This is a genomic window from Variovorax monticola, assembly GCF_051216855.1.
Taxonomy (GTDB): domain Bacteria; phylum Pseudomonadota; class Gammaproteobacteria; order Burkholderiales; family Burkholderiaceae_C; genus Variovorax.
The window spans coordinates 400536-424321 of record NZ_JBPJZP010000006.1; the positions used below are offsets into that span (position 1 = coordinate 400536).

The following is a 23786-nucleotide window of genomic DNA, read 5'->3' on the forward strand; positions in this document are numbered from 1 at the left end:
CGGGTTGCAGGACGGTTGGATGCTTATTCCGGATAAGGCGGCGGGCCGCAAAAGGCGTGTCCGACCCGGGAATTCTAGGAACAGAACGAATCCCTCGCAGCCGGCGGCGCACGTTTGGCCATCGTGGCCTCAAGTTTTCACCCGAACTGCCGATATCCAGCCAAGGAGAGCGGCCGCGGTGGCCGCTTCTTTCAGATTCGATGCCGCCGCGCGTGTCGCGACGGCCATCTTTCCATTCCCCTTGAGTCCCGGAGTCCGATCATGTTCTTGAGCAACGTCTCAATTGGCAAGCGCCTTGCCATCGTGCTGGGCGCCATCCTGGCGCTTTTCCTGGCCACCAGCCTGGCCGCGGTGCTGAAGCTGCAGCAACTGAGCCAGGAGATCGACACGATGATCCAGGACAACGTGAAGACCGAGCGCGCCGGCTCCGACTGGCTGCGCCACACCACCTCGGGCGTGCAGCGCGCCGCGGCGATCGCCAAGAGCAGCGACTCCAGCCTGATCGACTACTTCGCGCCGGCCACGGCCAAGTCCATCAAGGACACCAACGAGCTGCAGAAATTCATCGAAGGCAAGCTGGTCAAGCCCGACGAGAAGGCGCTGCTCGAAAAGGTCGGCAGCCTGCGCAAGGCCTACCTCGCCTCGCGTGAAGAAGTCAGCAAGCTCAAGCTGACGGGCGACCTGGCCGGCGCCAACCGCGCCTTCGACAACCAGTTCCAGCCCACGTCGGTCAGCTACATCGCCGGTGTGCAGCAGGTGGTGGACATGCAGCGCGACCACCTGGACGCGGCCGCCGCGCGCGCCAACGACCTGCGCGCGCAAACCAGCACGCTGCTGATCGTGTGCTCCGCCGTCAGCCTGGTGGCCGGTGCGCTGCTGGCCTGGATGCTGGCACGCAGCATTGTGCTGCCGCTGCGCAGCGCCGAGACCATCGCCCAGTCGATCGCCGACATGGACCTGACCGGCGCCCCGCAAGCCGGCTACGCCAAGGACGAAACCGGCCACCTGCTGCGCGCGCTCGACCTGATGCGCAGCGCCCTGCAGGGCTCGCTGTCGCAGGTGCACGGGGTGGTGATGAACGTGACCACCGCCAGCACGCAGATCGCCACCGGCAACCAGGACCTGTCCTCGCGCACCGAAGAGCAGGCGAGTTCGCTGGAGCAGACGGCGGCCTCCATCGAGGAGCTGACCTCCACGGTGAAGCAGAACGCCGACAACGCGCGCCAGGCCAACCAGCTGGCCACCTCGGCCTCGGAAGTGGCCGTGCGCGGCGGCAGCGTCGTGTTCCAGGTGGTGGAGACCATGGGCTCGATCAATGCGTCGTCCAAGAAGATCGTGGACATCATCAGCGTGATCGACGGCATTGCGTTCCAGACCAACATCCTGGCGCTGAACGCCGCGGTGGAAGCGGCCCGCGCGGGCGACCAGGGGCGCGGTTTCGCCGTGGTGGCGTCCGAAGTGCGCAGCCTGGCGCAGCGCTCGGCGGCAGCGGCCAAGGAAATCAAGACGCTGATCGGCGATTCGGTGGAAAAGGTCGAGGAGGGCAGCCGCCAGGTGGCCGACGCCGGGCGCACCATGGAAGAGATCGTGGGCAGCGTGAAGCGGGTGACCGACATCATGGGCGAGATCAGCGCCGCCAGCCAGGAGCAGACCTCGGGCATCGAGCAGATCAACCAGGCCATCACGCAGATGGACCAGGCCACGCAGCAGAACGCCGCGCTGGTGGAAGAAGCCTCGGCCGCCGCGCAGTCGCTGCAGGAGCAGGCGGGCAGCCTGTCGCAGATCGTGGGTCAGTTCAAGCTGGAGCAGGGCAGCGGCGCTCCCGCCCTGGGCCATGCCCCGCGCGCAGTCGCGTCGGGCGCAACGCGCGGCATCGGCATGCGCGACGTCGCTTTCCAGTAGAGCGCAAGGTCGCCTGGGTGCCGCCTCAGCGCAGCATCGACGACATCGCCGAGCAGCAGTTCAGCATGCGCACCGCCGCTTCCACGGTTGCGGCGGTGAAGCGCAGCGTGACGCCGTCCACGCGCTCGAACGCCGGCCATTGGCAGAACAGGTCGGTCAGCGCGGTCGACTGGGTGCGCAGCGTCACGGCCTGCGGCCCTGCAAGCACCAGCGGCTTCGCGCCGGCACGTGCAGCCAAGGCTTCTTCCACGCCGGCACGGATGGCACGGCGCGACTGCTCGGGCGACAGCGAAATGCCGCTGCCGAAGCCCGTGGCCTTCTTGGTTTCCACGAAGGTCGCATGCGGAAAGAGCGGCCGGTTCTCGGCGATGAACACATCGTCGCCGCTGCCCATGACCACGGGCACGCCGTACTCGCCGGCCAGCGCGCCGTAGAGCCCGGCTTCGCCCAGCTCCTGCCCGTTGAGCGCGATGCTCGCGAAGGCGAAGCTGTTGATGGTGTGCGCCAGGATGCCGCGGCCCTGCGCGCGCGAGTGGTAGCCCACCATGCAGACCGCGTCCACGCCTTCTTCCACGCCGGCCACCATGCTCAGGTAGCGCGGCTTGCCCTGCACCACGCGGGCGCGCGGATCGAGCACGTCGGGCGGCATGTTGCGAAAGCCCCCGTGCGAGTCGTTCACCAGCACCTCGGTGGCGCCTGCGTCGAACGCGCCGGCAATCGCCGCGTTGGCTTCCTGCGTCATCAGCAGGCGCGCGCGCTCGAACTCGGGGTTGCCGGGGCGGGTCTGCTCGGGGTGGTAGACGCCGGCGACGCCTTCGATGTCGGTGGAGATCAGGACTTTCATGGGCGTTGGGCTCGGTTCAGGAAGAGAGGGAAGACGGAGGCAGCAGCTCGGCCAGCGCGGCGCGGTGGTTGCCGTCGCGCCCCGTCACGGGCGTGGCGCGCCACAGGGCATGAAGGATCGCCTGCTCGGTGCTGTCGGCCGCGGCCTGGAACAAGCCGTCGAGCAGTGCGTCGTGCAGCATCGCCACGGCCGGCATCGGCCGCTCGACGCGGTCGGGCACGGTGTAGGCGGTGGAAAAGGCCAGCACGATGTCGCCGCTGCCATGGCCGAAGACCGAGCCTGTGCGGGCCAGTCCGGCCCCCGCGCGCAGCGCCAGGCGGCGCAGCTGGCGCGCGTCGAGTGGCGCGTCGGTGGCCACCACGATGATGATCGAGCCCTTCTCGGCTTCGTCCAGCGGCGCGGGTCGGTGCGAGGCTTGCAGCGCGGCGAGCCGCTCGCCCACCGCATGGCCGGCCAGCAGCAGTTGCGGCTGGCGCCCGTAGTTCGCCAGCACCAGCGTGCCGACCGTGTGGCAGCCGCACGCAGAGCCCGGGGAACCGGGGCCGGCGCTTCGCGACGACACACGCCGCGAGGCACTGCCGATGCCGCCCTTGAGCTGAAAGCTGGACATGCCGCGCCCCGCGCCGACCGAGCCCTGCGCAAAATCGGCGCAGGCGCCTTGCAGCGCCTGCAGGTAGTCCGCCTCTTTCACCGCCAGCCGCTGGATGTCGTTCAGGTAGCCGTCGTTGCACTCGAACACCAGCGGGTTCACCGTGGGCAGCGCGCGGCCGGTCTCGGGGTTGTTCGCCACGCAATCGCGGATCTGCGCCGTGGCCACCGTGCCCACCGAGAAGGTGTTGGTCAGCGCGATGGGTGTTTCCAGCACGCCCAGCTCTTCGAGCTGCACCAGCCCCACGCTTTTGCCGAAGCCGTTGAGCACCACGGCGGCGGCCGGCACCTTGTCGCGGAACGGGTCGCCGGCGTGCGGGCGGATCACCGTCACGCCCGTCTGCACGCCGTCGTCGCTCAACGTCCGGTGGCCGACCGTGACGCCCGCCACGTCGGTGATCGCGTTGCGTTCGCCCTGGAGCAGGTGGCCGATGAAGGGAAGGGGGGCGTGCTGCGTGCTGGAAGACATGGGAGCCGGAAACCGGGAATTTACTGGCGGTCGATCTTGGGATCGAGCGCGTCGCGCAGTGCGTCGCCCAGCAGGTTGAAGGCGAGCACGGTGAAGAAGATGGCCAGGCTGGGGAACAGCGCCACGTGCGGCGAGGTCACCATGTCGGCGCGCGCTTCGCTCAGCATCGCGCCCCACTCGGGCGTAGGTGCCTGCGCCCCCATGCCCAGGAACGACAGGCTGGCCGCCGTGATGATCGAGGTGCCCACCCGCATCGAGAAATACACCACGATCGACGAGATGGTGCCCGGCAGGATGTGCCGCACGATGATGGTCCAGTCCGACGCGCCGATGCTGCGCTCGGCCTCGATGTAGGTCTGCTGCTTCAGCACCAGCGTGTTGCCGCGCACCAGTCGCGCGAAGGCCGGCACGCTGAACACCGACACCGCCACCACCACGTTGGTCATGCTGCTGCCCAGGATGGCCACCACGCCCAGCGCCAGCAGGATGCCGGGAAAGGCGAACAGCACGTCCGAGATGCGCATCACGATGCGGTCCCACCAGCCTTCGTAGTAGCCCGCCAGCAGGCCGAAGGCCGTGCCGATGAAGCCGCCCACCAGCACCGACAGAAAGCCCGCCATCAGCGAGATGCGCGCACCCGCCAGGATGCGGCTGAAGATGTCGCGGCCCAAGGGGTCCACGCCCATCCAGTGCGTGGCCGAGGGGCCGCTGTTGAGCATGTCGTAGTCGAAGAAGTTCTCGGGATCGAAGGGCACGATCCACGGCGAGAACACCGCGATGAACACCAGCAGCGCCACGAACAGCGCGGCCACGATGCCCAACGGCTGCTTCTTGAAGCGGCGCCGGCATTCGCCCCACGGCGTGCGCACCTTGCCGGCGCTTTGAAGGGTGGCGACCGGGGAGGTCGGAAGAATGATGTCGGCGGAAACGCCTGGAGCTTGAGTCATGTCAGTCGTTCGTTGCAGCGCTTTTTCGTGGAACACCGCGGAACCGGCTTTGCCGGGCCGCAGGTGTTGCCCCCGGTGAGGGGGAAGGAGAAGCGACACGAAGTGCGCGTAGCCTGGGGGAGGTCATTTGTAGCGAATGGTGGGGTTGATGTAGCCGTACAGCACATCGACCACGAGGTTGATCAGGATGAACTCGAGCGAGAACAGCAGCACCAGCGTCTGGATGACGGGGTAGTCGCGCATTTGCACCGCGTCCACCAGCAGGCGGCCCAGGCCGGGCCAGTTGAACACCGCCTCCACCAGGATGGAGCCGCCCAGCAGAAAGCCGAATTGCAGGCCCATCATCGTCACCACAGGAATCAGCGCGTTGCGCAGCGTGTGCTTGAAGATCACGCCCGACTCGTGCACGCCCTTGGCGCGCGCGGTGCGCACGAAGTCTTCCTGGATCACCTCGACGAACGAGGCTCGCGTGAAGCGCGCCATCACGGCCGCCACGGCCGCGCCCAGCGTGACCGAGGGCAGGATGTAGTGTTTCCAGGTGCTGGCGCCCACCGTGGGCAGCCAGCCGAGCTGGACCGAGAAGATCTGCATCAGCAGCATGCCGAGTGCAAATGCAGGAAAGGAGATGCCCGACACGGCCAGCGTCATGCCGATGCGGTCGGGCCATTTGTTGCGGTACACGGCAGAAACAATGCCGATGCCCATGCCGAAAATCACCGCCCACACCATGCTGGTGATGGTGAGCATCACCGTCGGGAAAAAGCGCTCGCCGATCTCCACCGACACCGGCCGCCGCGTGCGGATCGAGGTGCCGAAGTCGCCCTGCACCATGTGGGTGAAGAAGCTCACGAACTGCTGTGGCAGCGGCTTGTCCAGGCCGAGCTCCGCGCGCACCATGGCCACGGTCTGTTCGTCGGCCTCCTGGCCGGCGGCAAGGCGCGCCGGGTCGCCGGGGAGCATGTGGACGAACAGGAACACCAGCACCGCCACGATGAGCAGTGTCGGGATCAGGCCCAACAGTCGTTTGAGAAAGTAATTCAGCATGGGGTGCGGTGGTCGCGTACGGGCGGGGGCAACATGCCTCCGCCCGTCGGACGGTCAGTCAGTCAGGAAACGAAAGAACGCGCGATCAGTTCGACACCGCGATGGCGTCGATGTTGATGTTGCCGTCGGGCATCACGAACACGCCCGACAGGCGCTTGGAGTTCGCCGACAGGTTCTGCTCCGTCACCATCGGCACGCGGGGCAGGTCCTTGCGGATCTGCTCTTGCGCGGTCTTGTACAGCGCAGCCTTCTCGGCTTCGTCCACCGTCACCAGTGCCTTGGCCAGTGCGTTGTCGACCACGTCGCTCTTGTAGAACGACATGTTGTTCAGCTTGGGCGCCCAGGCTTCCGAGGCGAACAGCGGGCGCAGGCCCCAGTCGGCTTCACCGGTCGACGACGACCAGCCCGTGTAGTACATGCGCACCTTGGCCGTCTTGGCATCGGGCCATGCGTCGACCATCTCGGTGCGTTGGCCCACTTCGAGCGCCTGCACCTGCAGCTTGATGCCCACTTGCGCGAGCTGCTGCTGCACGAACTGGATGGTCTTCTGGCTGGTCGTGTTGTTGTAGGCGCTCCACAGCACCGACTCGAAGCCGTTGGGGTAGCCGGCTTCGGCCAGCAGTTCCTTGGCCTTCTTCACGTCGTAGGGAATGGGCGCCATCTTCTCGGCGTACTTCACGCCCTGGGGCAGCACGCCCTGCGCGGGAAAGGCATAGCCGCCGAACGCGACCTTGGCCAGCGCTTCCTTGTTGATGGCGTAGCCGATGGCCTCGCGCACCTTCGGGTTGTCGTAGGGCTTCTGCAGCATGTTGAAGGCCAGGAAGCGCGTGATGATCGACGGCGTGGCCACCACTTCGAGCTTGTCGCTCTTCTTCAGCAGCTCGGCCTGCTCGTAGGGAATGGGGAACGCGAAGTCGGCTTCGCCGGTCTGCAGCATGGCCGCGCGCGTGTTGTTCTCGAGCACCGGCTTCCACGACACCGTGTCGACCTTGGGGAAGCCCTTCTTCCAGTAGCCGTCGAACTTCTTGGCCTTGACCGCGTCGGTCTGCTTCCACTCGACGAACTCGAAGGGGCCGGTGCCCACGGGGTGGAAGGCGATGTCCTTGTTACCCCACTTCTTCAGCGCGGTGGGCGAAATCATGGCGGCCGAGGCGTGCGCCAGCGAGTTGATGAAGGGGCCGAAGGGCTCCTTCAGCGTGATGCGCACGGTGGTGGCGTTCACCGCCTCGACCTTGCTCACACGGTTGAACTGGTTGTAGCGCAGCAGCTTGTTGTCCTGATTGAGCACGCGCTCGAGCACGAACTTCACCGCTTCGGCGTTGAAGTCGGTGCCGTCGTGGAACTTCACGCCGCTGCGCAGCTTGATGGTGTAGACCAGGCCGTCCTTCGTCACGTCGTAGCTCTCGGCGAGCACGCTCTGTACCTTCAGGTCCTTGTCGAACTGGAACAGGCCTTCATAGAAGGTCTTGGTCACCGCCGTGGTGATGGTGGTGTTGGTGTTGTACGGGTCCAGCGTTTCCGGCTGGTAGCCGATCGACAGCACCACGTCTTTGGCGGCCAGTGCCGTGCCTGATGCGGCGAGCGCGGCCAGGCCCAGCAGTGCGGATGCCCATCGCAGGGAGGAAGAAGATTGCGTCATGGAAGAACTCCAGTCGGTTCGTGGAAAAAAGCAGGGAGGCCTGCCGGTTGAAAAAATCAGGTCGGGATCAGAAGGCGCCGCCTACGGCGTGAAGAATCAAAAAGCCCCGCCTACGGCGTGGCGTGCAACGAAATGGCCGGGGGCCACCTGCACCAGCGGCGGCACCACGGGCTCGTCGCCCACGGCGCGAATGGGGCTGGGAATCTCGCCTTCGAGCAGTGCGCGCGGCTTGTGGCGGCGCGACGGGTCGGCCACCGGCACCGCGGCCATCAGCTTGCGCGTGTAGGCGTGCTGCGGGTCTTCGAACACCGCGCGGCGCGGGCCGATTTCCACGATCTGGCCCAGGTACATCACGGCCACGCGGTGGCTGATGCGCTCGACCACGGCCATGTCGTGAGAGATGAAGAGAAAGGCCACGCCCAGTTCGCGCTGCAGGTCGAGCATGAGGTTGACGATCTGCGCCTGGATGGACACGTCCAGCGCCGACACCGATTCGTCTGCCACCACCACCTTGGGGTTGAGCGCCAGGGCGCGTGCAATGGCAATGCGCTGGCGCTGGCCGCCCGAAAACTCGTGCGGGTAGCGCTGCGCCACCTCGGCCGGCAGGCCGACCTTCTGCAGCAGCCAGTCGACGCGCTGCTGCGCCTCGGCGCCCTTGGCGATGTTGTGGATCAGCAGCGGCTCCATGATCGAGAAGCCCACCGTCACGCGCGGGTCGAGCGAAGCGAACGGGTCCTGGAAGATGAACTGGATGTTGCGGCGCAGCGCCTGCAGCTCGCGCGTGGGCAGCTCGCGGATGTTCTGGCCGCCGAACTCGATGGCGCCGCTCTGGCTCTCCACCAGGCGCAGCAGCGAGCGGCCGGTGGTCGACTTGCCGCAGCCCGACTCACCGACCAGCGCCAGCGTTTCGCCGGGATACAGGTCGAAGCTGATCTTTTCCACCGCGTGCACGCGGCGCTTCACGCGCCCGAAGATGCCGCTGCGCACGTCGAAGCGCGTGACCAGGTCGCGCACGCGTAGGATCGGGCCCGCGCCTTCGCGCACCGTGTCTTGCGGCGTGGCGGCCTCGGCAGGCGTGGTGTCGGTCGAATCGTCGGTGCGCAGCAGCTCGAACTTGGCCGGCAGGTCGGTGCCCTGCATGGCACCCAGCTTGGGCACCGCGGACAGCAGGGCGCGGGTGTAGGGGTGCTGCGGCGCCGCGAACACGGCGTCCGACGTGCCGGCTTCCACCTTGTCGCCGCGGTACATCACCAGCACGCGGTCGGCAATTTCGGCCACCACGCCCATGTCGTGCGTGATGAAGAGCACGCCCATGTGCATTTCCTTTTGCAGCTCGCGAATGAGCTGCAGGATCTGCGCCTGGATCGTCACGTCCAGCGCCGTGGTGGGCTCGTCGGCAATCAGCAGCTGCGGCTTGCACGACAGCGCCATCGCAATCATCACGCGCTGGCGCATGCCGCCCGACAGTTGGTGCGGAAAGCGGTCGAGCACGTTGCGCGCTTCGGGAATGCGCACCAGGTCCAGCATGCGAAGCGCCTCCGCGCGCGCGGCCGAATTGCTCTTGCCCTGGTGGATGCGGATGGCCTCGGCAATCTGGTCGCCGGCGGTGAACACCGGGTTCAGAGAGGTCATCGGCTCCTGGAAGATCATGGCGATATCCGCGCCGCGGATGCCGCGCATCGTCTGGTCGCGTGCCTGCGCCAGGTCGAGCACCTCGCCGTTGCGGCGGCGAAACGCCATGCGCCCGTCGAGGATGCGGCCGCCGCCGTGCTCCACCAGGCGCATCAGCGCCAGCGAGGTGACCGACTTGCCCGAACCCGATTCGCCCACCACCGCGAGCGTTTCGCCGTGGTCGATGTGGAAGGACAGCTTTTTCACGGCATCGACCGTGCGCTCGGAGGTCGAGAAACGAACGGTGAGGTCGTCGACGGCGAGAACGCGGCCGTCCGGCAGGGCGAGGGAAGGGGTGGACATGGGAATGCGAGAGAAAAGGGGAACGCGCGGCGTCAGTCAGGCTGTCAGGCAAAGATGGCCGTGTGCGGCGCGTCGGTGCCGCGCGCGTGGCCGCGGTACATGCCTTCGGTGTTGAAGGCCAGGCTCAGGTTGCCGTGCCGGTCGACGGCAATCAGCCCGCCGGTGCCGCCCAGCGCGGGCAGCGACTGCTGCACCACCGCGTGCGTGGCGGCTGCCAGCGTGGCGCCGCCGTAGGCCATGCGGGCGCACACGTCGTAAGCGGCGGCGACGCGAATGAACATTTCGCCGCTGCCGGTGCACGACACCGCGGCGGTGCGGTCGTCGGCATAGGTGCCCGCGCCGATCAACGGCGAGTCGCCGATGCGGCCCACGCGCTTGTTGGTCATGCCGCCGGTGGACGTGGCGGCGGCCAGGTGGCCGTGCATGTCGAGCGCTACCGCGCCGACGGTGCCCATCTTCTTGTCTTCGTCGAGCGGGGCCGCGGCCATCGAGGCGCCTTCGTGGTCGGTCACCACGCGGCCCGTGTCGCGCACGCGGTAGAGCTGCTGGCGGCGCGCATCGGTGGAGAAGAACGAGGGCTCGACCATCTCCAGCCCGTGCTCGCGCGCGAAGGCTTCGGCGCCCGCGCCGGCCAGCAGCACGTGGGCGCCGTCTTCGAGCACGGCGCGCGCGGCGCGCACCGGGCGGCGGATGTGGCACACGCCGGCAATGGCGCCGGCGGCGAGCGTGGCGCCGTCCATCACGGCGGCGTCCAGCTCATGGGTTTCGTCGTGCGTGAACACTGCGCCGTGGCCGGCGTTGAAGAGCGGGCAGTCCTCGAGCAGCTCCACCGCGAGGCAGGTGGCGTCGAGTGCCGAGGCACCTTTCAGCAGCGCGGCTTGCGCGGCGGCCACGATGCTCTTCAGCGCGTCGTGGTAGGCCTGGGCTTGCTCTGCGCTGGTGGTCGCGGCGCTGATGGTGCCGGCGCCACCGTGGATGGCGATCACGGGCACATGAGACGGGGTCATCGGGGAGCTTTCTTTTTCTTGCCGTTGCGCTCGCCGTTCAGGGCATGAGCGTCGGGTTTGTCGGCGGTGCCGGGCGTGTCGTGCAGGCGCGCGCTGGTGTCGGGGCCGCTGATGCGCGGCAGCCCGTTGGCGCCGTGCAGCCAAGGGCGCACCGCGTGCAGGATGCGGCCGGCCGACTGCACCGGGTCGGGCGCGCGCAGCGAGACGGCGCTGGTGAGCGCCTCGATCAGCGCGAGCACGCTGGTCTCGCAGTTCGGGCGGTAGTTGGTTTCGGTCTGGCAGTACAGCGCCACGTCGGCCAGCGGGGCAATGGGCGAGCTCGGTCGGTCGGTCAGCGCGAGCACTGCGCAGCCCTGGGCGCGTGCAATCTGCGCGAGCGCCACCGTGTCGGTCAGGTAGCGCGGAAAGGTCAGCCCGATGAACAGGTCCTGCGGGCCGGCATGCATCAGCGTGCGCGCCGCATGCGTGACGCCGCTCACGCTGGAGAGCATGCGCACGTCGTTGCACGAGCCGTCCAGCCCGTGCTGCAGCAGCCCTGCGAGCCAGGCGCTGGCGCCGAAGCCGCCGATGTAGATGGAGCGCGCCTTGCCGATGCGCTCCACCGCGGCTTCGCAGGCGGCGTAGTCCAGCGTCTGGCGCGTGGCTTCGATGTTGCGGCGGCTCTCGTCCAGCGCGGTGGCGAACACCTCGGCCACCGTGGTCGGGCGCTCCAGGTTGCCGCGCAGGCGCTCCACCGGCGCCACCAGCGACTCGAAGCCACGCACGAGCTCGGCGCGGAAGGTGGCGTAGCCGTCGAAGTCCAGCGCCCGCGCGAAGCGGTTGGCCGTGGCGACCGACACGCCCACCGCGGCGGCGAGCTCGTCGATGGGCAGCGTGGCCACTTGCAGCGGGTGCTCCAGCACGTAGTCGGCCACCTGGCGGTGCGAACGCGTCAGCCGTGGCAACGCCTGCGCAATGCGCTGGGCCACGGTGGTGCCTGGGGTGTCGACGGTGGTGCTCATGAGGGGTGCGAGGTGCCCGAAAGTGTGCGTTTTTTGAAAACCAGTTTACAAATATAAGTCAGATAAGAAAATTTTCGGTCATTTTTGATCGTGATCGCAAGTAACGGGCCAGGACCGAGGGATTTCCCTAGGTTACTGGTGAGCGCCTCCGATCGAAAGGCTTCGATTGCGATGAATGCCACGCCAACGCGAGTTTTTTGAGTTGGCTGGAGCCCGTCCATGCCCTGTGTCGTGCGACGGTGCTCGCCAGATCAAAAAAGCAGCGGAGGGGAGTCGTGCAAGTGAATTTGAAGCAAATCACCGGGCCGTGGGACGACGGGTATGTACTGGACAAACACAGTTTGAAAAGTGAATACGCCGGCGACAACGAGTGGGGGCACCCGCAGTTCACAACGGTGCGAACGGATGCGGGAGAAGCCACTTTTCTGTTGAAGAACAGAAACGACTTCACTCAGGCCCTGCCCCTCGCGCAGGCCATTGCCACGCACATCTACCCACTGTTTACCGCCGTCGAACTCGTCGTTCCCATGCCGGCATCGACAGCCAGGCCGCGCCAGCCGGTCGCCGCAGTGGCCGGCGCACTGGGGCAGCTTGTCGGGAAGCCTGTGTTCACGGGCTTGCTGCGCAAGACGCAAGTCGGCCCCTCGATGAAGGACATGAAAAGCAAGGCGCAGAAGCTGGCGGCCATCGGAGACAGCCTCTGGATTCGCGATGTGCTGCCCGAGGGACGCTGGAACGTGCTCTTGGTTGACGATCTTTTCCACACTGGCGCCTCGATGGAGAAGGCATGTACAGTGCTGCGGGCGTGCCCCAAAGTCCGGGGTATTTACGTGGCAGCGTTCACCTGGAGATCCGCATGACGACCGTTTTCATCGCCGGCTCGATCACCATCAAGCGCGTCGACGCTCGGGTGAAGGCGCGCATCGACAAGGTGGTCGAATCCGGTTTCGACATCGTTGTCGGCGATGCAGACGGTGCCGATGCGGCCATCCAGTTTCATTTGCTCGACATCGGCGCCAAGAACGCGACCGTCTACTGCAGCGGTCCGGTTCCTCGAAACAACGTCGGTGGCTGGCCGACTCACGTGGCCGGAACGTCCTTGGCGCCAGGTTCGCGAGCGTTCTTCACGGCCAAGGACTTGCAGATGGCCAGGCTTGCAGACTTCGGATTGATGGTCTGGGACGGCAAGAGCACGGGGACGTTGAGCAATGTGATCGAGCTGCTGGCACGCAAGAAGAAGTCCGTGGTCTATGTGCACAAGGACAAGGTCTTCAAGAATGTCGGCACTGCGCAAGACCTCGAATTGCTGACCTGCTGCATGTCAGACCATGCCCGGCACAGGGCCGATGAGAAGATTCGGCTTTCGGAGCGCCTCGATGCGCTGAAGCACGAGCAGGCTTCGATCTTTGCTTGACCGCGGCCGGCCGGCCTGTATTGCTTGAGCGAGGAAGGCCGCAGATTCTCCGCAGGGGCTCTGCTGCTTTTGAGTGCAATGCGCTCGGCTCTTCACGATCCAGTCCGCTCTTGCCAAGCCGTCAGGCTGCCGAGCGCACGCTTCGGTCAAGCCGCGCCTTTGCCCGCGCGCGCACCGATCGACCAGCACGCGGCGGTGAAGCGCACCTCGTTGCCGTGCACGAACGGATCGAACGCCGCGCGAACCGTGTCGATGACCTTCTCGCGCGTGCGCTCGTCCGCGCTCCGAAGCTTCATCCCGACCGGGCCGAGCCGGCTCAGGTAGCCCCGCAGGTCCTTCTCGGGCAGCGTGCAGGGCACGTCGATGGGCGCGATATCGATGTCCTGCCAGCCGCTTTGCTGCAGGATGCCGAGCACATGCTGCCGCTCGGCAAAGGCGAACTGCCCCGGCGCGCCGGGCTGGCGCGCGGGCAGGTCCAGCAGCGGTGCGGCGGCGCGCTCGGCGGTCGTCATGAACGGGTTCTCGGCGGCGCTGCGCCAGGCGATGAACTTCAGCGATGCGTGGTCGGTGGCGGCGCGCCGCAGGTTCGAGAACGCGCGCACCGGGTCGTCGAAGAACATCACGCCGAAGCGCGACACCAGCATGTCGAACGCGCCCGCCTCGAAAGCGTGGGCCTGCACGTCGGCGCAGACGAAGCTGGTGCTCTGGGTGCCTTGCCGTTCAGCGCGCGAGCGGGCCGTGGCAATCATGGGTTGCGAAATGTCGATGCCTGTGCTGCGGCCTTCGGCGCCTTGCGAGCGCGCCGAACGCGAGATGGCGAGCGTGGTCGCGCCGGTGCCGCAGCCGACGTCGAGCACATGGTGCGCGCCGGCGTCTGCGACCGCTTCGACCAACAGGTCTTCGAAGGGTTGGAAGAGGTGGTCGAGCGTCGCCTGCATGTCGACCCAGGTGTGTCCGGAGGGACCGTTCCAGAGTCGGGCCTGCTCGGTGCCGGAGGGCTGCGTGGTCATGTTCGTTTCCTTTTTTGGCTTGCCTTGCGAAGGCGGAAACCGCACTATGCAAGCTCAAGTCGACTTGAGGTCAAGAGAGTGATGCATCTGGATATCAGCGAGGTCGCACAGCGCTCGGGCGTGCCGGCCTCCACATTGCGGTTTTACGACGAGAAAGGCTTGATCGTTTCGACAGGACGGCGCGGCCTGAAGCGCCTGTTCGATGCGGGCGTGCTGGAGCGCCTGGTGCTGATCGCGCTGGGGCGAACGGCCGGCTTCTCGCTGGACGAGATCGCGCGCATGTTCGGCGCCGATGGCCAGCCGTGCATCGACCGGCTGATGCTCACGGCCAAGGCGGACGACCTCGACCGGACGATCCGCAACCTCAGCGTGATGCGCGACGGCCTGCGGCATGCCGCCGTGTGTTCCGCGCCGAGCCACATGGAATGCCCCAAGTTCCGGCGCATCCTGCGGGCGGCCCAGGCCGGGGCGCTCGGCGACCGGACGACGAAAAAGAAGAAGGCCGGTCTGAAGACGGCGCTCAGGCCGACGCTCAGACCGACGTCTTCTGCATGAACACACTGAACGGATCCGGCGCGTACGCCCCGAACGGTCCGCGCCGTTCGTAGCCGGATCGTGCATAGAAGGACAGCGCCTCAGACTGGCTGGGCCCCGTCTCCAGCATGAACGTCGTGCAGCCCTTCGCGGTCGCTTCGCCTTCCAGAAAGCCCAGCAGCCTCACCGCAACGCCTTGCCCGCGGTTCTCGGGCCGCACGAACATGCGCTTGAGTTCGCCGAACTCGGCCCCCACGACGACGGCGCCGCAGCCGACGGCCATGCCTTCGTCATTGCGCGCGACAGCGAACAGCACGTTCGCGGCGGACAGCGCCGCAATGTCGATGCCGTAATGGCACTCGGGCGGGTACAGCGGTTTCTGGTACGCATCCAGCTCGTCGATGAGGTGGATGACGTCGGCCTGGTCAGGGCTTTCAAGAGAGATCTGCATCGCCCGATATTACTTAGCCGAAATCAGCAAAGCCCACCCGGGCGCAGGGTTCAATGCTTCGCCCAACAATGGCCCTCGATGGCAGGCCGGTCGGCGTGCCGGTTTCATGAATCCGCATGCGCGAAGGAGCACCACTTTGGAATACCGTCATCTGGGCAAATCGGGCCTCAAGGTCCCCGTGTTGAGCTTCGGCACCGGCACTTTCGGCGGCAAGGGCGAGTTCTTCAGCGCGTGGGGCAGCACCGACGTGGCCGAGGCGCGCAAGCTCATCGACATCTGCCTCGACGCGGGCGTCAACATGTTCGACAGCGCCGACATCTATTCGGCCGGCTCGGCCGAGTCGGTGCTCGGCGAGGCCATCAAGGGCCGGGCGCGCGACCAGTTGCTGATCTCCACCAAGGCCACCTTCCGCAGCGGCAAGGGCGCGAACGAAGTGGGGTCGTCCCGCCACCACCTGGTGCGCGCGGTCGACGACGCACTCAGGCGCCTGGGCACCGACTACATCGACCTGTTCCAGCTGCACGGCTTCGACGCCAGCACGCCGGTGGAAGAAACGCTCTCCACGCTCGACGACCTGGTGCGCGCGGGCAAGCTGCGCTACATCGGCGTGTCGAACTTCTCGGGCTGGCATCTGATGAAGTCGCTGGCCGTGTCCGAGCGCTACGGCTATTCGCGCTACGTGGCGAACCAGGCGTACTACTCGCTGGTGGGCCGCGACTACGAATGGGAGCTGATGCCGCTGGCACAGGACCAGGGCGTGGGCGCCGTGGTGTGGAGCCCCCTGGGCTGGGGCCGCCTCACGGGCAAGATCCGCCGCGGCCAGCCGCTGCCCGCCAACAGCCGACTGCACGTGACGGCCGACATGGGCCCGCCGGTGCCCGACGAGCTGCTGTACCGCGTGGTCGATGCACTGGAAAAGGTGGGAGCCGAAGTCGGCAAGACGGTGCCGCAGGTGGCGCTGAACTGGCTGCTGCAGCGCCCGACGGTGTCCAGCGTGGTGGTGGGCGCGCGCGACGAGGCGCAACTGCGGCAGAACCTGGGTGCGGTGGGCTGGAACCTCACGCTCGCGCAGGTTGCCGAACTGGACGCGGCCAGCGCGACGCCGCGCACCTATCCCTACTGGCACCAGCAGGGCTTTCTGGAGCGCAACCCGAACCCGGTCTGAGCCCGTTCGAGCGGCGGGTCAACCGGGCGTGAGCCCCAGCACCCACTGCCTGAAATGCTCCAGCGCCCCGGAGGCCGGCCGGCCTTCGGGGTAAGCGAAGTAGTAGCCCTGGCGCACGTCCAGGTGCCGGTCCACCGGAATCACGAGTTCGCCGGTGCGCAGTTCGTGCTCGACCAGAATGCGCGGCGCCAGGCCCACGCCCATGCCGGCCGCCGTGGCCGCCACCACCATGGTGAAGAGCTCGTAGCGCGGTCCGCGCGAGGCGTGCACCGTGTACTCCCACGCCTGCTGCGCGTACCAGTCGCGCCAGGCATGGGCACGCGTGCTCAGGTGCACGTGGCGGCAGCGCTCGAAGCCGGCCTCGTCCCACGGCCCGTGCGCGTCGCGAAAGGCGGGGCTGCAGATGGGCACCATCTCGCCTTCGGAAAAGATCAGCCCGCCGCGCGTGTTGGGCCAGAACTGGTCGCCGAAATAAATGGCCGCGTCGTACGCGTTTTCTTGAAAGGAAAAGGGCTGCGAACGCGCCGACAGGTTCACCGTGATGTTCGGGTGCAGCCGGCTGAAATCGGGCAGCCGCGGAATGAGCCATTGCGTGGCGAAGGTCGGCACCACGGCCAGCTCGAGCACGAAGCCCATTTCGTGGCCGGCGCTGATCTCCAGCGTGTCGCGGCGGATCTGGTCGAGGTGGTGGCGGATGCGCGCCGCATATTCGCGACCCGTGTCGGTGAGCGTCAGGCGCCGGCGCACGCGCGAGAACAGCGGCACGCCCAGGCGCTGTTCGAGCATGGCCACCTGGCGGCCGACCGCGCTTTGCGTGAGCGCCAGTTCGGTGGCCGCGCGGGTAAAGCTCCCCAGCCGCGCCGAGGCCTCGAAGGCCTGCAGCGCGCCCAGGTTGGGAATGTCTTTTCTCATCGGCGCTATTCTGCGGGCGGGCAGCAACGAAAGGCATTTCATGCGTCGTGTAGCGATCATCGGCGGCGGGGCCATCGGCTCGGCCATCGCATATTTTCTGACCGCGGACCCGAAGGGCGAGGCCTTCGACGTCACGGTGGTGGAGCGCGATTTTTCTTATACGCAAGCCTCTTCGGCGCTGTCGGCCAGCTCGATACGGCAGCAGTTCTCCACGGCCATCAACATCGAGATGTCGCTGTACGGCATCGCGTTTTTCCGCGCGCTGGGCGAGACCTTGCGCGTGGGCGGCAACGTGCCCGACATCGGCCTGGTCGAACCCGGCTACCTCTACCTGGCCTCGCCCGCGGGCGTCGAAGTGCTGCGCGAGAACCACGCGATGCAGAAGGCGCATGCGGTGGACGTGGCGCTGATGACGCCCGCTGAACTGAGGGCGCGCTTTCCGTGGATTTCCACCGACGGCGTGGCGCTGGCATCGCTCGGTCTGTCGGGCGAGGGCTGGTACGACGGCTACAGCCTGCTGCAGGCCTTCCGCAAGAAGGCCACGTCGCAGGGCGTGCGCTATGTGCAGGCGCATGCGACGGGGCTTCGCCTCGAGGGGCGCAGCGTGACCGGCGTGCAGCTCGGCGCCGGCGAGACGCTGCAGGCCGACGTCGTCGTCAACGCGGCGGGCGCCTGGGCCGCGAAGGTCGCGCAGTGGGCGGGCATCGACCTGCCGGTGCACGCGCGCCGCCGCAGCGTGTTCAGCTTTTCGTGTCCCCACACGCTGCCCGGCTGTCCGCTGGTGATCGACACGTCCGGCATCTGGCTGCGGCCTGAAGGCCGCCAGTTCATCTTCGGCTTCGCGCCGCCCGAAGACCAGGACCCCGACGACATGCCGCTGGAGGTCGACTACCAGGCTTTCGACGGTTTCATCTGGCCCGCGCTGGCCGCGCGCGTGCCGGCCTTCGAGGCCATCCGCATGACCGGTGCGTGGGCCGGCTACTACGAAATGAACGTGTTCGACCACAACGCGATCCTCGGGCGGCACCCGGGCTGCGACAACCTGTACTTCGCGAACGGTTTCTCGGGCCATGGGCTGCAGCAGTGCCCGGCGGTGGGGCGAGGGGTGGCGGAGCTGATTCGATTCGGTGCTTACCGCAGCCTCGACTTGTCCGCGCTGTCGTTCATGCGCGTGCTGGACAACACGCCGCTGCTCGAAAAGAACGTGATCTGACGGCTCCGCCGCGACCGCGAACGAGCCGCGTCGCGCGATCAGATTTCCTCTCCTCCAAGCACTTCAGCGCCGCATGCCGCCGGCCGCGCTGCGCTGCCTTGCGCCCAAAAGCCAAGGGTTAACACCTAAATAAGAAAGAACAAAAGGTTCTACATTCCAAAAAATGTACTTTGATATCAAAGTACAAAAATAGCCGCAAGTGACCTTGCGTTTCACGTCGGCGCGCAGCGCGACCCCGTGCTTTCTTCCCTCAACTTCAAGGAGTGAACATGACCAAGGAAATCTTCGTAACCTTCGGCGTCGATGTGGACGCCGTCGGCGGCTGGCTCGGTTCGTATGGCGGTGAAGACTCGCCCGACGACATCTCGCGCGGCATGTTCGCCGGCGAGGTGGGCTCGCCGCGCCTCCTGAAGATGTTCAAGAAATACGGCCTCACCACCACCTGGTTCGTGCCCGGCCACTCGGCCGAGACCTTTCCGGACCAGATGAAGGCGGTGGTCGACGCCGGCCACGAGCTGGGCATCCACGGCTACAGCCACGAGAACCCGATTGCGATGACGCCCGAGCAGGAAGAGGCCGTGCTCGACAAGAGCATCGACGTCATCACCCGGCTCGCGGGCAGGGCGCCGACCGGCTACGTGGCGCCGTGGTGGGAGTTCAGCCCCATCACGAACGAGTTGCTCATCAAGAAGGGCATCAAGTACGACCACAGCCTGATGCACAACGACTTTCATCCGTACTACGTGCGCGTGGGCGACAAGTGGACCCGCATCGACTACAGCAAGCACCCGGACACCTGGATGAAGCCGCTGGAGCGCGGCACCGAGACCTCGCTGGTCGAGATTCCGGCCAACTGGTACCTGGACGACCTGCCGCCGATGATGTTCATCAAGAAGTCGCCCAACAGCCACGGCTTCGTGAACCCGCGCGACATCGAGCAGATGTGGCGCGACCAGTTCGACTGGGTCTACCGCGAGCACGACTACGCGGTGTTCCCGATCACGATCCATCCCGACGTGTCCGGCCGGCCGCAGGTGCTGCTGATGCTCGAGCGGCTGATCGAGCATTTCAAGGCCCACGACGGCGTGCGCTTCATGACCTGCGACCAGATCGCGGACGACTTCCTGCGCCGCAGCCCGCGCGGCTGAGCCACCCGCATCGCACGGCACCCCCTACAGAAAACGAACAACAGCCATGAACGCCTCTACGCCTCCCCATGCCGCGGCGGCCGCCGCCCAAGCCGCTGCAGCGACCGCCTGGACGCCGCCCGTCGTCACGAAAAAGCAGGTGACCTACGCCACCTGGGTGTGCTTCTTCGCCTGGGTCTTCGCCGTCTACGACTTCATTCTGTTCGGCACCTTGCTGCCCAGGCTCGGCGATCACTTCAAGTGGACGGCCGACCAGCAGACCCACCTCAACACCTGGGTCACGCTGGGCACGGTGATCGTCGCGTTCGGCATCGGCCCCATCGCCGACAAGCTGGGGCGGCGCAAGGGCATCATCATCGCCGTGGCCGGCGCGGCGCTGTGTTCGGGACTGACGGCGTTTGCGGGCTGGGTGATCGGCGTGTCGGCCGGCATGGGCTTCGTACTGCTGATCCTGGTGCGCTCGCTGGCCGGCCTGGGCTACGCCGAGCAGAGCATCAACGCCACCTACCTCAGCGAACTGTTCTCGCTGGTGCACACCGACCCGGCGGCGACGAAGCGGCGCGGCTTCATCTATTCGCTGGTGCAGGGCGGATGGCCGGTCGGCGCGGTGCTTACCGCGGTGCTGGTGGCCGTGCTGTATCCGTTGGGTGAGCGCTGGTTCGGCACGGGCGGCGGCTGGGCGCTGTCTTTCGTGTTCGCCATGTTCCCCGCCGTCGTCATCGCGATCCTCGGGCGCAGGCTGGTCGAAACCCCGCAGTTCCTGACCGGCCAGCGCATCGCGCAACTGCAGCAGGAAGGGCGCGCGGGCGATGCGCAACGGCTGGCGCAGGCGCAAGGCATCGACCTGGGCGCGCGGCATCACACCGGCATCTCCGCGATGTTCAAGGGCGCGTCCCTGCGGCCGACGCTGTCGCTGGCGCTGAGCTTCTTTCTCAATTGGTTCGCCATCGTGATCTTCGCCGTGCTGGGCACCTCGGTGCTCGGCGGGTCGGGCGGCACGCCGGGCAAGGGCATCGATTTTTCCAACGCGCTGCAGGTGCTGATCCTGTCCAACCTGGCCGGCTTCCTCGGCTACATGTTCCACGGCTGGCTGGGCGACCGCATCGGACGCCGCACCGCCGTCGCCATCGGCTGGGTTCTGGGCGGCATCGCGTTCTACCTGATGCTGCAGGCACCGCAGGGCGATTTCTGGCGCATCGTGCCGCTGTACTCGCTGGGCCTGTTCTTCCTGATCGGTCCCTATGCGGCCGTGCTCTTCCTGGTCGGCGAGAGCTTTCCGAGCCACATCCGCGCCACCGCCGGGTCGTTCGTCAATGCGATGGGGCAGGTGGGCGCCATCGCGGCCGGCTTCGGCGTGACCTACACGCTGTCGCACGGTGCCGACTGGGTGCAGGCGGCGGTTTACTGGGGCGCGGTGCCTTGCGTGATTTCCGGCGTCGTGATGATGCTGGTGCCGCACGTCGACCCGACGTCCGTCAAGTAAGGAGCGCGCGACATGACTTCATCGACATCGGGCGCGGGCAAGGTGGCGCTGGTCACCGGCGCGGCCAGCGGCATCGGCCAGGCCTTGACGGTGGCCTACGCGCAGGCCGGCGTGGCGGTGGTGGGCGGCTATTTTCCGGGCGACCCGCACGACCCGGCGCAGACCGAGCGGCTGGTGGCCGAGGCTGGCGGCCGCTGCGCCATGGTGGCTGTGGACGTGGGAGATACCGAGCAGGTCGAGCGCTTCGCCCAAGTCGCCATCGAGCGCTTCGGGCGCATCGACCATGCGGTCGCCAACGCCGGCCTGCTGCGCCAGTCGTCGCTCACGGCCATGAGCGACGCGCAATGGATGGACGTGATCAACGTCGACCTGAGCGGCGTCATGCGCACCTTTCGCGCCGCGGCCCGCCACATGAGCGATGGCGGCTCGATGGTCGCGGTGTCGTCGATTGCCGGCGGCGTGTACGGGTGGGAAAACCATGTGCACTACTCGGCCGCGAAGTCGGGCGTCACCGGCTTGTGCCGTGCGGTGGCCATGGAACTGTCGCCCCGCGGCATCCGCTGCAACTGCGTGATTCCCGGGCTGGTCGAAACGCCGCAATCGCTGGACCCCGACAACTCGCTGGGGCCCGAGGGGTTGAAGCACGCAGCCAAGGGCATTCCGCTGGGGCGCGTCGGCAGGGCGCGCGAAGTCGCAACGCTGATCCGCTTCCTGACCGGCGACGATGCGTCCTACATCACCGGCCAATCGGTGATTGCCGACGGCGGCCTGACCGTGCGCTGGCCCGGCTGAACCCCCGAGGTAACCGACATGAACGAAGCACTCCTGCAGGGACGGCGCGCCGTGGTGACCGGCGCCGGCAGCGGCATCGGCGCGGCCATTGCGCTGGCCTATGCGCGCGCCGGCGCCCATCTGTTGCTGGCCGACCTCGACCGCGCGCGCGTCGAAGACGTGGGCTACCGCTGCCGCGACGCCGGCAGCCGCGTCGAGATCGTCGTGGGCGACATCAGCGACGAAGCGGTGGCGAACCGCACCATCGACGCTTGTGTCGAAGCCTGGGGCGGCATCGACATCCTGGTCAACAACGCCGGCATGCTGACCCAGTCGCCGTGCGCCAGCATGTCCACGCAAATGTGGGACGACATGATGCGGGTCGACCTGCGCAGCGTGTTCCTGTGCGCGCGCAGGGCGATCCCGCACATGAGCGCGCAGCGCTGGGGCCGTGTGATCAACGTGGCGTCGCAGCTGGGCATCAAGGGCGGTGTGGAGCTGTGCCATTACGCGGCAGCCAAGGCGGGCGTGATCGGCTTCACCAAATCGCTGGCGCTGGAGATGGCGCCGGCCAACGTGCTGGTCAACGCCATTGCACCCGGACCGATCGCCACGCCGCTGGTCGACGGCATCAGCGCCGACTGGAAGCGGGCCAAGGAAGCCAGCCTTCCGCTGGGCCGCTTCGGGCGTGCGGAAGAGGTGGCGCCGACCGCCGTGTTGCTGGCGTCCGACCCCGGTGGCAACCTGTACGTGGGCCAGACGCTGGGGCCGAACTCCGGCGACGTGATGCCCTGAAGAAAGGCGGCCGACCATGTGCGGAATGTGCGGGTTGATGCAAGGCGCGGCGCACTGGAGCCATGCGGCCGGCGGCGCCGTGCAGGGACGGCGCCAGCGCCTGCTCCAGATCGCGCGGGCCAACCGGTTGCTCAAGCTGTTCAGGCTGGAGCTGCAGGACTTCCATGGGCAGTCGTATGTGCTGCTCGGGCCGACGGGCGCGAGCGTGCTGGTGCCCGACTTCAGAGCGCTGTGGGGCGCGGCCGAGCAGCTGCTGGGCCGCGAGATCGATCCGCTGGCCATGCCGTGGCCCGCGCCGGACGCAGGTCGGGACGCGCCATGACGGATGTCGCCTTCGACGTGCTGCCCGTCGGCATCCTCACCGGCTTTCTAGGGAGCGGCAAGACCACGCTGCTGCGGCGCTGGCTGCAGGGGAGCGCAGCCGGAGACACGGCCGTGCTCATCAACGAGTTCGGCGACGTCGGGCTCGACCACCTGCTGGTCGGCGCCATCGACACCGACACCGTGCTGCTGGACAACGGCTGCATCTGCTGCTCGGTCCGGGGCGAACTCAAGGAGGCGCTGATTCGCCTGTTCTCGCGCCGCCAGCGCGGGGAGCTGCCGCCGTTCCGCCGCGTGGTGATCGAGACCACGGGCCTTGCCACGCCCGGGCCGGTGCTGGCCACGTTGCTGGGCGATGCGCAACTGCGCCATCACTTCCGGCCGGCTTTTGTGTCGACCGTGGTCGATGCGGTGCATGCCGGGCAGCAGCAGGCGCTGCACCCCGAATGGACCGCGCAGGTTGCCGCGGCAGATACGCTGTGGTTCAGCAAGACCGACCTGGTGACGGCGGACCAGGCGAAGGCGTTGCGCGACACGCTGCAAGCGCTCAACCCCCTGGCGCGGCAACTCGAAGCACCGACGGGGCCGGCGCCTTGGCACGGCGACCTTGCGCATGAAGCGTCCGACGACACCGCACGATGGATTGCACGCGTGAGCGCGGGCACCATGCGCGCGCCACCCGGCCAGAAGCTCGCACCCGCGCGCCTGGGCGGCGACCACGCGCAACACCTGGAGCGGACGCACGCAATTTCTTTCTGCATGGTGTTCGAGCGCCCCATCGAATGGTTCACGCTCACCGTCTGGCTGACCCTGCTGGTGCATCGGCATGGCGACCGGTTGCTGCGCATCAAGGGACTGCTGGGCATCGCGGCCGATGGATTCGCGCATGGACAGCCCACGGTTTTGCACGGCATCGGGCATTTGATGCATCCTCCGGAACACCTCGAGGCTTGGCCCGACGAAGATCGACGTTCCCGCCTCGTGTTCATCACGCAGGGGTTGTCCGAGGAGGCCGTGACCGCGTCGTGGCGGGCGTTCGAGCGCTTCTACGCGCCGGCCGACCTGCCGGCGGGTGTTTTTCCATCTTGAAAGCG

23 protein-coding genes are annotated in these 23786 nt (G+C 67.1%); 12 read left to right on the plus strand and 11 right to left on the minus strand.

Features of this window, described 5'->3' with window-relative positions; all coding sequences use genetic code 11:
• Window positions 1-261 precede the first annotated feature (261 nt).
• Entirely contained in the window at window positions 262-1902 is a 1641-nt protein-coding gene (locus ACSFA5_RS22940; RefSeq protein WP_435446336.1) for a methyl-accepting chemotaxis protein, read from the plus strand.
• Window positions 1903-1927: 25 nt separating this feature from the next.
• Here the strand turns inward: ACSFA5_RS22940 and ACSFA5_RS22945 are convergent, their stop codons facing one another.
• The 8 genes from ACSFA5_RS22945 to ACSFA5_RS22980 form a co-directional block, all read right to left on the minus strand.
• Entirely contained in the window at window positions 1928-2746 is an 819-nt protein-coding gene (locus tag ACSFA5_RS22945) for a M55 family metallopeptidase (protein WP_435446337.1), read from the minus strand.
• Between the two features lie 16 nt (window positions 2747-2762).
• Window positions 2763-3863, minus strand: coding sequence for a P1 family peptidase (locus tag ACSFA5_RS22950; RefSeq protein ID WP_435446338.1), 1101 nt, complete (start codon window positions 3861-3863; stop codon window positions 2763-2765).
• 20 nt (window positions 3864-3883) lie between these two features.
• On the minus strand, window positions 3884-4810 hold the full coding sequence (gsiD, locus tag ACSFA5_RS22955) for a glutathione ABC transporter permease GsiD (RefSeq protein ID WP_435446339.1): 927 nt from the start codon (window positions 4808-4810) through the stop codon (window positions 3884-3886).
• 123 nt (window positions 4811-4933) lie between these two features.
• Window positions 4934-5854, minus strand: coding sequence for a glutathione ABC transporter permease GsiC (gene gsiC, locus ACSFA5_RS22960; RefSeq protein WP_435446340.1), 921 nt, complete (start codon window positions 5852-5854; stop codon window positions 4934-4936).
• 85 nt (window positions 5855-5939) lie between these two features.
• Window positions 5940-7493: a glutathione ABC transporter substrate-binding protein GsiB gene (gene gsiB, locus ACSFA5_RS22965; protein ID WP_435446341.1), complete on the minus strand. Its 1554-nt coding sequence runs from the start codon at window positions 7491-7493 to the stop codon at window positions 5940-5942.
• A gap of 96 nt (window positions 7494-7589) precedes the next feature.
• Window positions 7590-9467: a dipeptide ABC transporter ATP-binding protein gene (locus ACSFA5_RS22970; RefSeq protein WP_435446342.1), complete on the minus strand. Its 1878-nt coding sequence runs from the start codon at window positions 9465-9467 to the stop codon at window positions 7590-7592.
• A gap of 44 nt (window positions 9468-9511) precedes the next feature.
• Window positions 9512-10474 (minus strand): isoaspartyl peptidase/L-asparaginase family protein, encoded by a 963-nt coding sequence (locus tag ACSFA5_RS22975; protein ID WP_435446343.1) that lies wholly within the window; start codon window positions 10472-10474, stop codon window positions 9512-9514.
• Window positions 10471-11475, minus strand: a complete 1005-nt coding sequence (locus ACSFA5_RS22980; RefSeq protein ID WP_435446344.1) for a MurR/RpiR family transcriptional regulator — start codon at window positions 11473-11475, stop codon at window positions 10471-10473. Before ACSFA5_RS22980 ends, ACSFA5_RS22975 begins: the two co-directional genes overlap by 4 nt.
• A gap of 281 nt (window positions 11476-11756) precedes the next feature.
• Here ACSFA5_RS22980 and ACSFA5_RS22985 point away from each other — a divergent pair, with 281 nt between their 5' ends.
• Together ACSFA5_RS22985 and ACSFA5_RS22990 are read left to right on the plus strand one after the other, a co-directional pair.
• The gene (locus ACSFA5_RS22985) at window positions 11757-12335 is read left to right on the plus strand and encodes a ComF family protein (RefSeq protein ID WP_435446345.1); all 579 of its coding nucleotides are present in this window, start codon (window positions 11757-11759) and stop codon (window positions 12333-12335) included.
• The gene (locus tag ACSFA5_RS22990) at window positions 12332-12889 is read left to right on the plus strand and encodes a hypothetical protein (protein WP_435446346.1); all 558 of its coding nucleotides are present in this window, start codon (window positions 12332-12334) and stop codon (window positions 12887-12889) included. Before ACSFA5_RS22985 ends, ACSFA5_RS22990 begins: the two co-directional genes overlap by 4 nt.
• Window positions 12890-13035: 146 nt before the next feature.
• Here the strand turns inward: ACSFA5_RS22990 and ACSFA5_RS22995 are convergent, their stop codons facing one another.
• Window positions 13036-13899 (minus strand): class I SAM-dependent methyltransferase, encoded by an 864-nt coding sequence (locus tag ACSFA5_RS22995; RefSeq protein ID WP_435446348.1) that lies wholly within the window; start codon window positions 13897-13899, stop codon window positions 13036-13038.
• A 78-nt stretch (window positions 13900-13977) separates the two neighbouring features.
• On the opposite strand from ACSFA5_RS22995, the gene ACSFA5_RS23000 reads away from it, so the two are divergent.
• On the plus strand, window positions 13978-14454 hold the full coding sequence (locus ACSFA5_RS23000) for a helix-turn-helix domain-containing protein (protein WP_435446349.1): 477 nt from the start codon (window positions 13978-13980) through the stop codon (window positions 14452-14454).
• On the opposite strand, the gene ACSFA5_RS23005 is transcribed toward ACSFA5_RS23000, so the two are convergent.
• Window positions 14432-14884, minus strand: coding sequence for a GNAT family N-acetyltransferase (locus ACSFA5_RS23005; protein WP_435446350.1), 453 nt, complete (start codon window positions 14882-14884; stop codon window positions 14432-14434). The two genes, ACSFA5_RS23000 and ACSFA5_RS23005, sit on opposite strands and share 23 nt — an antisense overlap.
• A gap of 136 nt (window positions 14885-15020) precedes the next feature.
• Between ACSFA5_RS23005 and ACSFA5_RS23010 the strand changes: the two genes are divergently transcribed.
• The gene (locus ACSFA5_RS23010) at window positions 15021-16049 is read left to right on the plus strand and encodes an aldo/keto reductase (protein WP_435446351.1); all 1029 of its coding nucleotides are present in this window, start codon (window positions 15021-15023) and stop codon (window positions 16047-16049) included.
• 18 nt (window positions 16050-16067) lie between these two features.
• On the opposite strand, the gene ACSFA5_RS23015 is transcribed toward ACSFA5_RS23010, so the two are convergent.
• The gene (locus ACSFA5_RS23015) at window positions 16068-16961 is read right to left on the minus strand and encodes a LysR substrate-binding domain-containing protein (RefSeq protein ID WP_435446352.1); all 894 of its coding nucleotides are present in this window, start codon (window positions 16959-16961) and stop codon (window positions 16068-16070) included.
• A 40-nt stretch (window positions 16962-17001) separates the two neighbouring features.
• On the opposite strand from ACSFA5_RS23015, the gene ACSFA5_RS23020 reads away from it, so the two are divergent.
• The 7 genes from ACSFA5_RS23020 (at window position 17002) to ACSFA5_RS23050 (ending at window position 23781) form a co-directional block, all read left to right on the plus strand.
• The gene (locus ACSFA5_RS23020; RefSeq protein WP_435446353.1) at window positions 17002-18174 is read left to right on the plus strand and encodes an NAD(P)/FAD-dependent oxidoreductase; all 1173 of its coding nucleotides are present in this window, start codon (window positions 17002-17004) and stop codon (window positions 18172-18174) included.
• Between the two features lie 269 nt (window positions 18175-18443).
• Complete coding sequence (locus ACSFA5_RS23025) at window positions 18444-19322, plus strand: polysaccharide deacetylase family protein (RefSeq protein ID WP_013541066.1); 879 nt, start codon at window positions 18444-18446, stop codon at window positions 19320-19322.
• Between the two features lie 46 nt (window positions 19323-19368).
• Window positions 19369-20805 carry an MFS transporter gene (locus ACSFA5_RS23030; RefSeq protein WP_435446354.1) on the plus strand — a complete coding sequence of 479 codons (1437 nt, stop codon included), beginning with the start codon at window positions 19369-19371 and terminating at the stop codon, window positions 20803-20805.
• A 12-nt stretch (window positions 20806-20817) separates the two neighbouring features.
• Window positions 20818-21597 (plus strand): SDR family NAD(P)-dependent oxidoreductase, encoded by a 780-nt coding sequence (locus ACSFA5_RS23035; RefSeq protein WP_435446355.1) that lies wholly within the window; start codon window positions 20818-20820, stop codon window positions 21595-21597.
• Window positions 21598-21615: 18 nt separating this feature from the next.
• Window positions 21616-22371 (plus strand): SDR family NAD(P)-dependent oxidoreductase, encoded by a 756-nt coding sequence (locus tag ACSFA5_RS23040; protein WP_435446356.1) that lies wholly within the window; start codon window positions 21616-21618, stop codon window positions 22369-22371.
• Between the two features lie 16 nt (window positions 22372-22387).
• A complete protein-coding gene (locus ACSFA5_RS23045) occupies window positions 22388-22693 on the plus strand; it encodes a hypothetical protein (protein ID WP_435446357.1) in 306 nt (101 codons plus the stop codon).
• Window positions 22690-23781: a CobW family GTP-binding protein gene (locus ACSFA5_RS23050; RefSeq protein ID WP_435446358.1), complete on the plus strand. Its 1092-nt coding sequence runs from the start codon at window positions 22690-22692 to the stop codon at window positions 23779-23781. The genes ACSFA5_RS23045 and ACSFA5_RS23050 overlap by 4 nt, the downstream gene beginning before the upstream one ends.
• Window positions 23782-23786 lie beyond the last annotated feature (5 nt).